Origin of the sequence: Enterobacter sp. JMULE2, from assembly GCF_013337145.1 — a bacterium.
Lineage (GTDB): Bacteria > Pseudomonadota > Gammaproteobacteria > Enterobacterales > Enterobacteriaceae > Enterobacter > Enterobacter mori.
On sequence record NZ_SGWD01000021.1, the window covers coordinates 1 to 15,160 of the forward strand.

Annotated in this window: 19 protein-coding genes and 1 pseudogene; all 20 read left to right on the forward strand. The window is 55.0% G+C overall.

All coding sequences use genetic code 11. The annotated features are described in order from the left end of the window. On the forward strand, positions 1-436 hold a 436-nt coding region (locus EXW94_RS27940; protein ID WP_174340815.1), incomplete at its 5' end, for a Mu-like prophage major head subunit gpT family protein. A 326-nt stretch (positions 437-762) separates the two neighbouring features. Next, positions 763-1,293 carry a DUF1441 family protein gene (locus EXW94_RS27945; protein WP_174340828.1) on the forward strand — a complete coding sequence of 177 codons (531 nt, stop codon included), beginning with the start codon at positions 763-765 and terminating at the stop codon, positions 1,291-1,293. A gap of 83 nt (positions 1,294-1,376) precedes the next feature. Continuing rightward, positions 1,377-2,183: pseudogene (locus EXW94_RS27950) on the forward strand (phage portal protein); the annotation flags it as partial. Further along, positions 2,119-4,179, forward strand: coding sequence for a ClpP-like prohead protease/major capsid protein fusion protein (locus tag EXW94_RS27955; protein ID WP_174341729.1), 2,061 nt, complete (start codon positions 2,119-2,121; stop codon positions 4,177-4,179). The pseudogene EXW94_RS27950 and the gene EXW94_RS27955, both read left to right, overlap by 65 nt. A 40-nt stretch (positions 4,180-4,219) precedes the next feature. Next, positions 4,220-4,567, forward strand: coding sequence for a DUF2190 family protein (locus EXW94_RS27960; RefSeq protein ID WP_174341730.1), 348 nt, complete (start codon positions 4,220-4,222; stop codon positions 4,565-4,567). 18 nt (positions 4,568-4,585) lie between these two features. After that, positions 4,586-4,951, forward strand: coding sequence for a head-tail joining protein (locus EXW94_RS27965; RefSeq protein WP_174341731.1), 366 nt, complete (start codon positions 4,586-4,588; stop codon positions 4,949-4,951). Beyond that, positions 4,948-5,601, forward strand: coding sequence for a hypothetical protein (locus EXW94_RS27970; RefSeq protein WP_174340834.1), 654 nt, complete (start codon positions 4,948-4,950; stop codon positions 5,599-5,601). Before EXW94_RS27965 ends, EXW94_RS27970 begins: the two co-directional genes overlap by 4 nt. Next, positions 5,601-6,143 carry a hypothetical protein gene (locus EXW94_RS27975; RefSeq protein WP_174340833.1) on the forward strand — a complete coding sequence of 181 codons (543 nt, stop codon included), beginning with the start codon at positions 5,601-5,603 and terminating at the stop codon, positions 6,141-6,143. Before EXW94_RS27970 ends, EXW94_RS27975 begins: the two co-directional genes overlap by 1 nt. Further along, positions 6,136-6,753: a phage baseplate assembly protein V gene (locus tag EXW94_RS27980; protein WP_174341732.1), complete on the forward strand. Its 618-nt coding sequence runs from the start codon at positions 6,136-6,138 to the stop codon at positions 6,751-6,753. Before EXW94_RS27975 ends, EXW94_RS27980 begins: the two co-directional genes overlap by 8 nt. 104 nt (positions 6,754-6,857) lie before the next feature. Next, a complete protein-coding gene (locus EXW94_RS27985) occupies positions 6,858-7,154 on the forward strand; it encodes a superinfection immunity protein (RefSeq protein ID WP_174341733.1) in 297 nt (98 codons plus the stop codon). 58 nt (positions 7,155-7,212) lie between these two features. Beyond that, positions 7,213-7,551 (forward strand): GPW/gp25 family protein, encoded by a 339-nt coding sequence (locus tag EXW94_RS27990; RefSeq protein WP_174340830.1) that lies wholly within the window; start codon positions 7,213-7,215, stop codon positions 7,549-7,551. Between the two features lie 8 nt (positions 7,552-7,559). After that, complete coding sequence (locus tag EXW94_RS27995) at positions 7,560-8,456, forward strand: baseplate J/gp47 family protein (RefSeq protein ID WP_174341737.1); 897 nt, start codon at positions 7,560-7,562, stop codon at positions 8,454-8,456. Continuing rightward, positions 8,446-8,997: a phage tail protein I gene (locus EXW94_RS28000; protein ID WP_174339916.1), complete on the forward strand. Its 552-nt coding sequence runs from the start codon at positions 8,446-8,448 to the stop codon at positions 8,995-8,997. The genes EXW94_RS27995 and EXW94_RS28000 overlap by 11 nt, the downstream gene beginning before the upstream one ends. After that, a complete protein-coding gene (locus EXW94_RS28005; protein WP_174341734.1) occupies positions 8,994-10,664 on the forward strand; it encodes a phage tail protein in 1,671 nt (556 codons plus the stop codon). The genes EXW94_RS28000 and EXW94_RS28005 overlap by 4 nt, the downstream gene beginning before the upstream one ends. 1 nt (position 10,665) lies before the next feature. Then, positions 10,666-11,088, forward strand: coding sequence for a tail fiber assembly protein (locus tag EXW94_RS28010; RefSeq protein ID WP_174339913.1), 423 nt, complete (start codon positions 10,666-10,668; stop codon positions 11,086-11,088). A gap of 43 nt (positions 11,089-11,131) precedes the next feature. Continuing rightward, complete coding sequence (locus tag EXW94_RS28015; protein ID WP_254797925.1) at positions 11,132-12,196, forward strand: phage tail sheath subtilisin-like domain-containing protein; 1,065 nt, start codon at positions 11,132-11,134, stop codon at positions 12,194-12,196. Beyond that, on the forward strand, positions 12,181-12,606 hold the full coding sequence (locus EXW94_RS28455) for a phage tail sheath C-terminal domain-containing protein (RefSeq protein ID WP_309232533.1): 426 nt from the start codon (positions 12,181-12,183) through the stop codon (positions 12,604-12,606). Before EXW94_RS28015 ends, EXW94_RS28455 begins: the two co-directional genes overlap by 16 nt. Next, positions 12,596-13,105, forward strand: a complete 510-nt coding sequence (locus EXW94_RS28020; RefSeq protein ID WP_174339911.1) for a phage major tail tube protein — start codon at positions 12,596-12,598, stop codon at positions 13,103-13,105. The genes EXW94_RS28455 and EXW94_RS28020 overlap by 11 nt, the downstream gene beginning before the upstream one ends. 63 nt (positions 13,106-13,168) lie before the next feature. Beyond that, the gene (locus tag EXW94_RS28025) at positions 13,169-13,537 is read left to right on the forward strand and encodes a phage tail assembly protein (RefSeq protein ID WP_174339910.1); all 369 of its coding nucleotides are present in this window, start codon (positions 13,169-13,171) and stop codon (positions 13,535-13,537) included. A gap of 100 nt (positions 13,538-13,637) precedes the next feature. Next, positions 13,638-15,160 (forward strand): hypothetical protein (locus EXW94_RS28030; RefSeq protein ID WP_174341735.1); only part of this gene is annotated, 1,523 nt, incomplete at its 3' end.

Sequence of the window (15,160 nt, forward strand, 5' to 3'; positions counted from 1 at the left end):
TGAAGGTGCTCTTTCCGTTGAGACGATATCGGCAGCGCGTGCTCAGATGCGGGTTCAAAAAAGCGCTTCCGGGACGGTGTTGAATATCATTCCGTCCTTCCTGATTGTTCCGGCTATTCAGGAATCAATTGCCGAGCAGGTTATCCGTTCTATTTCGATACCCGGTACGAATAACGCCGGCGTGCATAACCCGGTAAAAGACACCCTGAGCATCATTGTTGAGCCGCGTTTTGATGATGTTGATGAAGATGCCTGGTATCTGGCTGCCGCTAAAGGGGCTGACACCATTGAGGTGGCCTATCTCGACGGGAACGCATCACCGTATCTGGAGAGCACGAGCGGCTTCACGATTGATGGCGTGACCTACAAGGTGCGTATCGATGCAGGTGTGGCGGCAATGGACTACCGCGGCCTGCTAAAGGCTAACGGTAAATAACGTCGGTCTTTTCCCGTGTTTCAATCTGGCGGCCATGGTGCCGCCTTTTTTAAAGGTACTCCTGGCGATATTGAGTAACCGGGGGGCGGGAACACGCGGGGAACGGCTAGTTTTTGAATTTTTTTTCAGCGTCACCACTGCTGTAATTGGTTGTTTAATCTCAACTAAATTTATTTTCAGTGGTGATGGCGTTTATTTATTGTTCACCACTGGAAGCCAAAAAAGACCCGTTTTTTTTGGTTGGTGTAATACAGTCTGTGTCACTGTGTAATTCATTTAGAGTGGTGTATCACACATTTCATTAAAGTGTATTTTTTGGGGTGAAAATGAAGCATGAGTTAAAAAATCTCAGACTCAATATCTCTGAACTGGCAGAACTGGCAGGTGTTCACCGGCAAACGATCGGCAAGCGTCTACGGAATTTGCGACCAGCTGAAAGAGGGACAAATTTAACGCTATACCGCCTGGCTGATGTTATGGCCGAACTGGTTCGCGTGCCTGCAGGCGATGTAAACCCGCTGAATGTAGAGGCCATGGCACCGCATGAACAGAAATCTTACTGGCAGGCGCAGCGTGAGAAACGCAAGTTTGAGACTGAACAACGTCAACTGGTACCCGTGGATGAAGTGGTTTTTGTGTATTCGGCAATGAGAAAGGCTGTAATACAGGTGCTGGAGACTATCCCTGATATTCTGGAGCGTGACTGCGCATTACCGCCGAGCGCCGTGCAGATGGTACAGAATTCCATTGACGATCTGCGGTACACCTTGGCCGAAAAAACGTATGAGGCCTGCGCGGAAGAAATGCCCTGCAATGAGAAAGAGCATTACAGCGATCAGCAACAGGAAGAGGACTGACGAGGGGCGTTTATGGCATTTTCTGTGTATTGAAGAGTGTATAAAAAATCCTTTGCCCAATGCATTGAGTGCTTCGTAAGCTGATGATAAAAAACAAAATAATTTCATTGTCTTTCATTAAAAGTTATGAAGACAGCGAGCGTGTTGCGGCCCGTATTGCGGCATCTGTGGGTTTTTTCATCAAGCGCGGCGATGCCTCGGTTTATGGTGACGACGGAGGCGACTGGAGCGAGCCGGATGAAAAATACCGCCATTTCGAAATGTCTGCCGGTACGATTTATGACGGGCTCGCACCCGGCGAAGAGCTGGGGATGCTTGAATCCAACCGCCCCAATACCAACATGCTCGGCTTTCGTAATGGACAGCTGCGGGCGGCCGCAGCCGGAACCCGCACCGGTTATTCGTCAATAGCTCGTGATTACAACGGCACCTACTCTGCACAGCGCCAGGAACTGGTGGAGAGTTTCGAGGGTTATGCTGTGCTGCAGGAGTGGTTTGTTTCCCGGGTAGCCAGGCCAATGTATCGCGAATGGCTGAGGATGCTGTTAGTCAGCGGGATTAAGATCCCGCCCGATATTGATGCTGATTCACTTTTCAATGCGACTTATATGGCTCCGGTTATGCCGTGGATAGATCCTTCCAAAGAAGCAAACGCGTGGAATACACAAATTCGCGGTGGCGCTGCAACTGAAGCTGAGTGGGTTCGCGCCCGGGGCCTGAGTCCGAGACAGGTCAAATCGCAGCGTATGCGTGAAATTGATTTCAATCGCCAGCACGGTCTCGTATTTGATACCGACCCGGCAAATGACAAAGGAGCAACTCCGAATGAAGAAACAGGAAAGGGTGCTAATCGCCCCAATGGGAAGCAGTCAGATCCAGACGATGAATAATCACTGGTATGAAATCCGTGCCGCCGCAAATGCATCGCCGGGTGAAATTCATATTTACGATCAAATTGGTGGCTGGGGAATTTCAGCCAGCCGATTTTTACGGGAGGTCAGCGAAGCTGGCCTTTTTAATGCGTCCCAGGTCGATATCCGCATTCACTCGCCCGGCGGCAGCGTTCTGGATGGCTTTGCCATCTACAACACCCTGAAGCGGCTGACCGGTGCCGTCAATATCTTCATCGACGGGCTGGCAGCCTCGATGGCCTCAGTGATCGCCATGCTACCCGGCGCTACGGTGCACATGCCGTCGAACGCGTTCATGATGATCCATAACCCATATGGCGGACTGGTAGGTGATGCGAGCGATCTGCGCGATTACGCCGATCTCCTCGATAAAAATTCTGCGGTCATGATTGACGCCTATACGCAGAAAACCGGGCTATCCCGCGAGGAAGTTGAATCCCTGATGAAAGAAGAAACCTGGATGACCGGCGCGGAAGCCGTGGACAACGGTTTTGCTGATGTTCTGCTGCCTGAAATGCAGATGGCGGCGTGTATTAACGACAATGTAATTAAGGAGTTTTCAAAGATGCCACAGGCAGCAAAACAATTCTTTGGGCCACGCGGGAGTGGCTCCGCGCCACAAACTACTGCGCCGCAGCAACCTGTTACTCAGGATCCACAGACTCAGGCTTCTGCGCCGCAGTTCGACTTTACTTCGGCGTTCGCGCAGATGCGTCAGCAACTGCAGGCGCAGGAAAACGATCGTCGTGCTGCGGTTCGCAGTGTGTTTGACATGTTTGCCGGTCACCCGGGCATTGCCGAGCTTCAGGCGTCGTGCGTGGCAGATCAGTTCTGCGATGAACAGGCGGCCCGCCATAAACTGCTGGCAAAACTGGCTGAAGGCACAACGTCAGTGGCAGGCGGTTTCGCGCATATTCATGCAGGTAATGGCAACATCGTTGGTGATTCTGTACGTAACGTTATTATGGCACGAGCGGGCCAGGCCGAACGCCAGTCGGATAACCAGTTTAACGGAATGTCTCTGATGGAGCTGGCGCGCGCGTCGCTGACGCACCGCAATATCGGTGTTGCGAGCCTCGATCGCATGGGTATTGTCGGCATGGCTTTTACCCACAGCAGCAGTGATTTTGCGTTCATCCTGATGGACGTGGCGAACAAATCGGCTCTGCAGGGCTGGGACGAATCCGATGAAACGTTTGATACCTGGACGCGTGCCGGTGAGCTGCCGGACTTTAAGCCGGGGCACCGTGTCGGTCTGGAGGCCTTCCCGAGCCTGCGACAGGTCCGTGCCGGAGCGGAATATAAATATGCCACCATCAGCGATACTGGCGCATCGATCGCGCTGGCGACTTACGGTGAGCTGTTCAGTATTGACCGCCAGAGCATTATCAACGATGACATGACATTCATCACCCGCCTGCCGCAGTCGATGGGCCGTGCAGCGAAGGCGACAGTGGGCGATCTGGTGTATGCCGTACTGACGGGCAATCCTGAATTTAACGGTTCGCCACTGTTCAGTGCTGACCGTAAAAACCTGGTCAGCGGCGAGCTGTCGGTTGAGAATCTGGCTGCAGCTCGCTCGCAGATGAAGCGTCAGAAATCAGGCGATCGCACGTTGAATATCTCTCCTGCCTTCCTGCTGGTTCCAACCATCCAGGAAGCTCTTGCGGATCAAATCATCAACTCCACCTCTGTGCCCGGTACTGACAATAATGCCGGTATTAAAAATCCGGTGAAAGGGATGGCGGCGATTGTCGCTGAACCGCGCCTTGATGATGCGGACGAAGACGCCTGGTATCTGGCTGCCGCTAAAGGTCGCGACACCATTGAGGTGGCTTACCTGGACGGTAATGCTGCGCCGACGGTAGAAAGCACCTCCGGCTTTACCGTTGACGGTGTGACCATGAAAGTGCGCATTGATGCCGGTGTGGCACCAATGGACTATCGTGGTCTCCTGAAATCCACAGGGAAATAATCCACCGGGGCTTATGCCCCTTTTTTTTGCGAGAAAGGTTATGGCTAAAAATTACTACGAAGACGGTAAAACAATGGACTGGGAAAACAGTACCGGGGCTGATGTGCGCTCGGGCGATCCTGTTCCGGTCGGCATGGTTATGGGCGTCGCGCACAACGATATTCCTGATGGTATGGAGGGCATTCTCCATATGGATGGGGTCTGGGTTCTCGCTAAAAACGGCGCAGATACCTGGCAGCGTGGTGACAAACTCTATCTGATCCCTGACACAGGTCTCATCACTAACATTCCCGGTGATGAGGAGGCGGGGACATCCTACCCGGAAGCCGGTGTTGCCTGGGTGTCAGTTAATCCGGCCGACACAGAGTGTCGAGTAAAAATAGGCTGATAAAACAGGCGGGTATGCATGGACTTCGACAATATCTTTGATGAGGTACTGCACGGCGCGGATGATATCATTCTGGAGACTATGGGGCGGAATGTCCTGCTCACTATCCGGGGCCAGCAAGTGCCCGCTCGTGCGGTCTTTGACAATCCCGCCGCTGATTCCTCCCTGCCCGGTGGTGCGGCGACAATTGAAGATGTCGCCCCCACGCTATTTGTTAAAACAGCGCTTATAGCCGGACTTAAAAAGCGCGATGCGGTAAGCGTTGCCGGTGAACCTTTCTGGGTGGTGAAAGTAGGGCCTGATGATACCGGCACGTGCACTGTTACGCTTGCGCGTGGTCAGCCCGGTGATCCGGCCCCCCTGCGCGAGGGACGCACGCCATGACCTCAGAAAATAAGCCTTTAATTGACCTCGGCAATATATCCAATCTCGCTGTTTATCTGAAGGCCACTGAAAAGCAGATGCTACAGGCGTATGGACGCGCGCTTGGCCGCACGGCGACGTGGCTTAAAACCCGCTCCGCCAGAATGGCCGGAGAGGGTATCAAGGTCAGAAAGCTCGACACCCTGCGAAAGCGCATGGGGTATTACCGAAGGAAGGCGGCTGCGGGCGATCCTGACGCCCTGAAGTTCTGGTTTGGCCTGAACGCCATGCCTGTCAGCGACCTGAAAGGGAAGATAACCGGCAAGAGAGGAAAGCGCCACGCCCGGCGGGATAAAAAAACGGGTCGCTTCATTAAGCGGCGTAAAGGCAGCGCTGCGCCCGTGTTCTCACCTGACGGAATGAGCCTGCCCGATACCGCCTTTGAGGATGGTTATGTGACCCGGCCTTATGCCGGCAGGCGAACCATTTTTGTGCGCGGGAAATACCGCACCCGTGAGGCGACGATAGACATCCAGGAGCCGATGGAAAGGGATGTCATTTCCGATTTGATCCGCGAGATGCCTTCTTATTTCATGAAGCAGTATGAGCATGAGATTAAGTATCGCGTGGCCACGAACCTGAGAACAGACGGAAGAGGAAGGAGAATTTAATGGCCAGAGTTGCAGTGTTTGATCTTCATAATGCCGTCCTGGAACACCTTAAGGGGGTCTCCTGGCAGCGAGATGTCGGCGCATACCCGGAGATAAAAACGGCCCTGGTGACCCCGGCGCTTTATTTTGCAATTAACGCGTGGTCCCGGGCGGACGCGGGCACCGATCAGCTTCATGTTGATACTGACTGCTCCGTCTACCTTGCCGTCAACCGAAGCCTTGACATTGCGGGAAGCATGTCGCCAGAGCTTTATGCCCGCGATCTTGCCGATGAGCTGACCTGCCTTGTGGACGGTCAGACGTTCGGCCTTAATATTGAACCCTCTGTCTTCGTGAGCGCTGAGGTGGACGAGTTCGACACGGAAATGGACGACTATCACCTGTGGCGGATTGATTTCAGCGTGCAGCTGCCCGTTGGTGTCGATCCGCATGATATTGCCCGCGCGCCGCTGAAGCAGGTGTGGCTGGGCAAAGCACCGGACATTGGTCGCGGGCACGAGGAGGATTACCTCGCCCTGCTGCCGGAGGTGCGCCGTGAGTGAGGCTATCCTGGCCGACCTGCAGCGTAGGCTGAATAATCTGGTTACCTCCGGAGTGGTGCACTCCGTCCAGGCAAAACCACTGCGCTGCCGTGTGCAGATCGGCGATTTTCTGACCGACTGGTTACGCTGTCACATGCCCGCTGCGGGCGATGTTAACGAGGCGCGCCTGCCGGTGAAGGGGGAGGCGGTTCAGGTGTTCAGTGAATCGGGTGATTTGCGAAACGGCGTGGTCTATCCCGGTCTGCACAATGACGATAACCCGTCACCGGTTAGTGAGCCTGGCGTGCACACCACCCGTTATGCTGACGGAACGTACTTCACCTACGACATCAACACAAAAGCGTTCGGTATATCCCTGCTTGATGGTGCTGTCAGTCTGACGGCGACGCCGGACGGCTGGGTCTTTAAGGGAAAAGTGACTTTTGAGGATGAGACCACCCATAAAGACGCGGTGACATGCGAAAAAACGCTGGCGGCGGAAGGGAATATCTCGACTCAGGCGGAGCTGTCAGACAGTCAGGGCAGCCTGAGCGAGGTGCGTGAGACGTACAACGAGCACGACCATGAAGAAACGGACAGCGTCACCCGGAAGCCGAACCAGCTAATGTAATTAACTGCGTTTTAGGTCTGCAAATGTCAGCGCATTTTATGGCAAGCAACATAATTTACCCCACCGTAAGTTACGTGTCCTTTTGCGATCATTTTGGAATGGGTATGACCGAATTTATATTTTTTGTTTTGAGTCTGTCATGGTTTTTTTTACTGGGTGCTTCAGTCATTTCAGTTGCCGGTTATTTTGTTCCCTCAATCATAGCCGGAGTACGCGGACATAAAGATTTATGGGCAATAATAATTCTTAATTTGCTGCTTGGCTGGACGTTTTTTGGGTGGGTTATCGCCCTCATCTGGTCTGTTATTGAAAGAGGAAATAGCCCCGGTAGTGGAGAAGTGGCTACTGGGGAACAGTCAAAAGCAGAAAAATTATTTACTGCGTTCACCTCCATGAAGTGACGCTGACGTAATGCACACAAGCCCGCCTTCCGGCGGGTTTTTTTATGGGAAAAATCCGATGAAAGGCATGAATGCCAGGACGGGGCGAGCGCTGTCGGGAAACGACCATCTACGTCAGTCCATTCTGAATATTCTGACCACCCCTGTCGGCACCCGCGTTTTGCGCCGCGAGTACGGAAGCGAACTTCCTGAACTGGTGGATGCACCTGTTGATGCCGCCCTGGTCGGCCGTATTCGGCGCGCTACCGCTGACGCCCTGAACCGCTGGGAGCCAAGAATTCGGGTAACGCGGGTGTATGTGACTGGCGCAGGTAACGGTTTTATCGAGATTGTGATCGAGGGGCGAAGCCTGGAAAGCGGCGCGCAATTTCGCACTAGCGGAGTCAGGATAACGTGAGCACAAAAATGATTGATCTGTCCCGCATTCCACCGCCGGACATTGTTGAAAATATTGACCCTGAGAAAATATTTCAGGAGTGGATCGCCGCGCTTGTTGCAGGTGACGCCGCTTACGATGGCCTGCTGGAGTCCGACCCTGCCTATATTCAGGGGGAGGCCATCAGCAATCGCGAAAGTCTGCTGCGCCAGCGCGTCAACGAGGCCATTCGCGCCGTTTTGCTCGCCAGCTCCAAAGGTGATGACCTTGACCAGCTTGGCGGTAATTTTGACGTGGAGCGACTGATAACCGCGCCAGCCCAGCCTGATGCGATCCCCCCTGTCGATGCAGTATATGAAAGTGACGATGCATATCGCGAGCGCATACAGCTTTCCTGGTCTCGCCTGAGCACGGCAGGAGCATGGGATGCCTACAAATATTTTGCCAGTGGTGCTGATGGGGATGTGCTGGACGTTGAGGCCTACGGCCCGGAAACGCATGGCATGCCGGGCCAGGTACTGATTTACGTACTTTCGCGCACCGGAGACGGCACGGCCTCGTCTGAGCTGATAGCGGCAGTGCATGCAGCGGTTAACTCAAAGGAAGTGCGCCCCATCACGGATTATGTCACGACGCAATCTGCAGGCATCGTGCCTTACGGCGTGGTGGCCGATGTGTACATTCCCTATGGGCTGGATGCCGATGTCGTGATGGACACAGCCAGAAAGGCGCTGGATACGTACACAGAGAGCGTGCACCGCGTGGGTGGCGTGGTGGCGCATTCCGGCATTGACGGCAGTCTGCATCAGCCGGGTGTCGTGCGCGTTGTCATTCATGAGCCGCCGGACGACATTCTCTGCAACATGGGTGAGGCCCCCTGGTGCCGCGGGATTGAGCTTAATAAGGTGATCTTCAATGGCGACTGACATTCGCTCCATTCTGCCGCCTAATGCCTCTTCACCGGAGCGCGCTCTTGAGCTTGCGCATGCCGGGCGCATTACCGGCGTTCCCGTCCCGGTACGCGATGCGAAGAACCCTGACTCCTGCCCGGCGGAGCTGCTTCCCTGGCTGGCGTGGGAATACGGCGTTGATACCTGGAACACGGACTGGACGGAACAGGAGAAGCGTAACGCGATTAAACGCGCAGCGTATATCCACCGGCATCGCGGCACACCGGCGGCAGTCGAAATGTCGCTGTCTGACAGCCCGTTCAGCACACATATTACCGAGTGGTTTGAGCAGACACCACGCGGCGAACCCTATACCTTCGGTCTGGATGTGATTCAGGACGGCAGACCCATCACGCAGATGGATCATCAGGACCTCAAAAACGCGGTGCTCCGGGCGAAAAATCTTCGCTCGTGGTTCAGCATCTCTTTTCGCGGAGAGGTGTCGGGTGATGCAATTCTGGCGGGATATATCGTTGCCAGCGAGACCGTGACGTTTACAACAGGAGGATCACAGTGACAGCAGGACTGATATTAACGCAGGCCGGCGCGGATGAAATTGAGGCTGCCTACCAGGCGGGGAAGGTCGTCAGCATTGTTGCAGCGGCTTTCGGCGATGGCGGCGGCAACCCGGTGGTTGTGAGTCCCTCAGCCACCGCTCTGGCTGGACGCTTCGGCGAAGTCCCGCTTTCTGCAGGCGAGACGATTGACGGCATGATTGGTGGGATGGCGATCATCCCCTGTGCGGATTACCCTGGCAGAGTGGTGCGTGAGTTCGGGCTGGAAAGCGAAAGCGGCACGCTGATTGCGTATGGCGCTTATCCTGATACCTACCTCCCTGGGCAGAGTGACAGCGTGATAAAGGAGCTGATTGTTAAGTTTGTGATGCCACTGGTTCACGCGCAGAGCGTCACTCTGGTTGTGGACCCCAGCATTGCCATTCTTACGCAGGAAAACGGCGATAAACGTTATTATCGTCGAAGCCTCAGGCTCCAGGAGGTTCAGGATGAGGGTGCCGCCGCCCAGCAGGAACTGCGCGAAAACATCGGATGCGGTACGGCAGCAACGAAAGACTGGGGATACCTCTCCGGCAAACTCTTGCCGCACGGGGCGTATGGGATTGGCAACTACACCCCACTACCAGGCTCACCGACAGAAGGGGGAAACACCCTTGAGAGCATGGCCACGTATACGGGATTTTATGCCCATAGAGGTGGATTTAACAACCAGGGGTACGGCTACGGAATGCCGACGGAACTCGTGGACGGTGAGGATTACGCCGTCATAGCAGTCAAAGCATCACAGACGCCAAACAGGGTATTTGGTCTGGTGTGGGCTGATGACGGGCTGTGGTTTGACACGCTCGATCAGGGCATGGCGGGGCGTAAAAAATGGGCCAGAGTCTTTTCCGACCGCCACCCGCCGAGCGCTTCGAATGTTGGCGCTCTGCGACTGCAACTGACAAATCTCAGCGTCGACTTAAACACCATGGGGGCGCAGACTGATGCTGGCCTTTATCAGCAGCAGCTTACGGCGAATGCAACCACGGCCAACCATTACCCGATAAATGAAGCGGGTTCTTTACTGGTATCCCCGAGTGCTTACGGCTGCCAGCAGGAATATACCTCCTACAGTAGTCGTCGGAAATTCATTCGCGGATTAACGAGCAACTGGACTGGTTCGGGTCCGTGGTCTGAATGGGCGGAAATGTACGGGCCCAGCAACAATCCAGCGCCTGATGATGTTAACTGCATTCAGCGCGACGGCTGCCATATCGGCGGTTTTGCGTCAGGGGATGCAGCGCGGCCGTACATGCGCCATACGGCCAGCAATGTTGCCGTAGAGCTGGCGAAAGTTGGCGATTCTTACACCAAAACAGAATCCGACGCGCGTTACGGCGGCGGAAAGACAACGACCGGGACCAACAACGCCTACTACACGCATGCAAACGGCGTTGTGTTTATGCAGGCGGTCAGGAGTATTGTAGTCGGTAATAACTCCACAGTGACGGTAACACTGCCAACATCCTTCCCTAACGGAATTCTGGGGGTTGGGGCAAGCTTCTACGGTACCGGGGGGCAAGACCAGGACTCCTATTATTTGTGCACGCCAGTCGGTAAAAACCAGGTGACTATCAATACCCACAACTGCAATGGCACGTTCTCGCTAATCGTTTCAGGTTATTAAAATGAAAAAGTATTTCAGTAATTCAGAGAGCAGCTTTTACGTCGAAGAGACGGTGATTGCCTATCGTGATAATGAGATTCCTCTGCCGCCAGACCTCTTTGAGATAACGGAGGAGGAGTATCAGTCTTTCATGGTATCGCCTCACGGAATGACGCCGCATTACAACATCAAAAATAAAGCCATGGAATGGGCTGCCGTTGCTCTGCCTGAGCCTGATTATGTTGACGAGGCTGAAAAGCTAAAAGCCCGATTAATGCGGGATGCTGAAGCGATTATTGCGCCCCTGCAGCGTGCGGTGAAATACGCTATTGCCACAGAATCCGAAAAACAGATGCTTGAGCAGTGGGAGGTTTACACCGTCCTGCTGAGCCGGGTTGATACGTCCCTGGCTCCGGATGTCGAGTGGCCGCCAGTTCCAGTATGACCCGCTTCGGCGGGTTTTTTTTCATCTTAAATCAGGAGGCCAGATGGGTGGCTTGCACGGAATAGATATGGTGTCCGCCGGCGGCGGGCTGCGAAGCATTACGACAGTATCCACGGCGATTATCGGGCTTATCGGCACCGCGCCGGATGCTGAGGGGGCAACGCCTGCTTCTGTAAACCTCGGGTCTGCGCTACTGGATAATGCCTTTACGCTGACGGCGGGTGAAAATTACCCCGGGCGTGCAGGGAACGCCCTGAGCGTGGAAGCAGTGGCGGGAGCTGAGGCGGGCAGTGCGATTACTGTTGCGCTGGATAAGGGGGTGCTGGTCATCACGCTGGCAGTGGACGAGCGGGGCGAAGTGACCTCAACGGCGGCTGCCGTGGTTGAGGCTATCAGTCAGTCCGGTACTGGTATCGCAGCACGACTTAACGGAAATGCCGGAAACGGCGTGGTGGAGCCTTTTACCCGTCAGTCTTTCACCGGGGGGCAGGATGAGCCTTTCCCTGTGAACACACCCTGGGTTATTGCAGGGAGTGAGGCGCATGCTGCCCGACTGGGTGAGGGCGGAACATTAAAAACGGCGGTGACTGAGATCCTGAGTCAGACCGGTGCGCTGATTGTCGGTATCCGCGTCAGCGATGCCCCGACGGTAAAGGCCGGGGAGACGGTTATCGGCAATATCATCAGCGGGATGCAGGGATTTTTGCTTGCCCAGACAAAGACGGGAAATCAGCCCCGGGTGTTCATCGCCCCTGACTTTTCTGAAGATGATGGTGTTGGAAAGGCACTTGAAGCAATTGCTGAAAGAATGAAGGGGGTCGCTTATCTCGACAGCCCTTCGATGGCAACGCCACAGGAAGTTGTTGCACGTCGTTCTATGTACGGCGAGCGTGTGGAGATTTTGCGTCCGCGCGTGCTGACAACCGACGGTAGCGGTCAGATGGTTTATCGACCCTATTCGGCATTTGCTGCGGGTCTGCGCGCTCGGATTGACAGCGAGCTGGGGTACTGGTGGTCTAAATCGAATCAGGTGGTTAAGGGGTTCTCCGGCGTTGAACAGCCGGACAGTGGTCTGTCGGGGATGAAAACAGCGTGGCGAACCAGCTGAACATGAATAATGTCAGCACCATCATCCAGTATGGTGGCTTCCGCCACTGGGGAAACCGCAACTGCAGCAACGATCCCCTTCGCTGGTTCGAATCTGCGGTGCGCACGGATGATGTGCTGCGCGCGTCGATTCAGGTTGGCCTCTTCCCCTACGTGGATGCGCCACTGGATATCATGCTGGCGCGGGATGCGGTCGAGTCAGTAAACAGTTATCTGCGCGAACAAAAAGCGCTGGGTGCCATTCATGGCGGTGAAGCCTGGCTCGATCCCGAGCTGAACACAGAGGCAACGCTTGCCGCCGGTCATCTCTATATCGACTACGACTATGGCTTCAAATCGCCGGCAGAGCGCATCACCTGCCGCGTTCATGTGAATACTGAATATGCCGAGGAGGCCTTTGGTGGGCAATAATTACTTAAAAAGCTGGGCGCTCTGGGTTAACGGCTCCCATATTCCCGCTGCGATGGAATACACCCCGCCGGCGCTGGCTGTAATCGAATCGGAATTCAGGGCGGGTCACATGGACATACCGACCATCCTTGATGACGGTATGGAGGCGCTGTCTGTCACCATGAAGCTGAAAGGGGTGGATGAGCGCGTGCTGGCACTTTTTGGTTTTCAGGCCGGTGGCCGCCCGCGTTTTGCGGTGCGTGAGGGGTATATTGGCGGGAATGGCAATGAATTTCTGACCGACGAAATGAGCGGCCTGATCACCCGCTACGAGTCAGATGCGCGCACGGAGTCCGAGCGCGCGAAGTGTGGTGTGACCATCACCCTCCGTCCTGATGTCTACAAGCGCACATTCAATCAAAAAGAGCTGATTTACATTGAGCCCCTGCAGGGGATCCGCCGCGTTAATGGCGTGGAGCCGTTTGGCGATATTAATAAATGGGTTATGGGCCGAAGCTGATCCTGACCTGAAAACCTGAACATCACGGGCGCTGCGGCGCCCTTTTTTTATCCCGGAGAAAACATGACCTACCCTGTTGAGACTGTCACCATAACGCTGTACACCCCCATCAAAGACGCCGCAGGCAATGAGATAACGCAGCTGTCTATGCGCGAGCCGAAAGTATTTGACCGGATCCGCCAGAGCTATCTCAAAGGCACGCCAGAAGAGAACGAGGCTGACATGATTGCCGGGCTGTGCGAAGTCCATCCTGACATCATCAAAAATCTGACGACCGCCGATTATCGACAGCTGGAGGATCAGTTCATCGTTTTTACGGCACCTCCGTCCGAACGCGCCGAAGCCAGGAAGGCACTGGCATCAATGCGCGCGGAGATGCGGGAGGCCGCGATGACTCGGCACCTGGCGAGCGGGATATTCAGCGGGGAATAGTGCTGCTATCGCTACGCATCCCCGGCTGGAATGTGGACAGCATCCTGAACCTGCCTTTCCGGGTGTTAATAAATTTCCTTGAACTCACGGACAAAGAATCATGAGTGTCATATCCAGTTCGCTTAAATCGACCATTACCTTTGGCGGCGTTGTCAGCCAGAGCTTTACGCGTTCAACAAAGACCCTGGATGCGTCGCTGAAAGGTACCGAGCGACGAACCGCCGATCTGACGCGTCAGCAGCAGGAGCTGGTGAAGCAAATCGCAGCGGGTGTCATGGCGGGCCAGTCAGTCGAAAAACTCCGAAACCGGTACGCCAGGCTTACGGAGCAGATCCGCGAAACCGAGCGGGAGCAGAGCAGACTTAATCTTTCGATGCGCATGCGCGGAGCCGGAGCCGCCACGCTTAAGGGCGGCTTATGGACCGGGAAAGCGGCGCTTACCGGTGGCGCGATGGGGCTGGGAGGCATTATCGCGGCGGGCAGCGGCGCGCTGGCGCTTAATGCCCATACGGCAGAACAGAGGGGGATGGCGCGCTCTTACGGTGTCAGCACTAACACCTTCCGCGCCTGGGACGGTATTGGAAAACAAATGGGGCTCAGCGGCGAGAATCTTGGCGACCTCGCACAAGAGCTGGCAAACAAGGTGGGGGAAATAAAATCGCTGGGCGAACAGTCGTCGGTAACGGACGGTCTGAAAATGATGGGGCTTAATCTGTCAGACCTGAAGGGGAAAAGCAACGAAGACCAGATGGCAACCGTCCTCAACCGCGCCCTGAAAATGAATGATGAGCAGTCGGCCCGCTCTGCCGTTGATATGATCATGGGCGGTGAAGCCAACAAAATTGCCGCCTGGATGAGGATGTCCGGCAAAAAATATGAAGAACTGATGGCGGTTCAGAAGCGTTACATTCTGACGACAGAAGACTCAGACGAGGCGGCGGCGAAAGGGCAGTTTGCGCTGTCAAATCTGTGGGTGTCCGTCTCAACGGCAGCCCAGAGCGTACTGGGCACGCTGGCTGGCGAGCTCGCTCCCTCCATCACCAAATATGCCGATGATTTCTCGGGGTGGTTTGCAAACGGCGGCAGGGAACTCCTGGTCAGCAGGCTGATGACGTTCGGGAGTGGCATTAGCGACTTCTGGACAAACAGCCTTCAGCCGGTCCTGAAATCGCTGTGGAGGGGGCTGGAAGTGCTGGCCCGCTTTATTAATAAATACTTTGCTGATTATGAAACTGAGATTTCTGGCGCAAAAAGTGAAGGTGAGGTCAAGCGCAGGGCGACCGAGCAATGGGGGGAACTAAACCCGGATTCGTCAATGCTCAACGCTGACGATCGGCAAAAACTCGATGAATTTGTTAATTCAGAAGTCGAACGCTGGCGCACCAGCCAGGATGATAAGGAGCGTGCGCGTCAGACAGCTCCTGGGACGTCGTATTCAAATTACGATCTTTCGGGGCGCTATGAGTCCCAGGATAGCAAACTCATTTCGTTGCTTGAGGTAAGCAGCCCTCCCAGGCCTCGCGCTCCTCCACTGCAGCAAAGTAATAACCTGAGCGTGACCGTCATTACGCAGCCTGGTGCGGATGCGCAGCAAATTGGTGACTCGGTAGGTGCAAAAGTTTT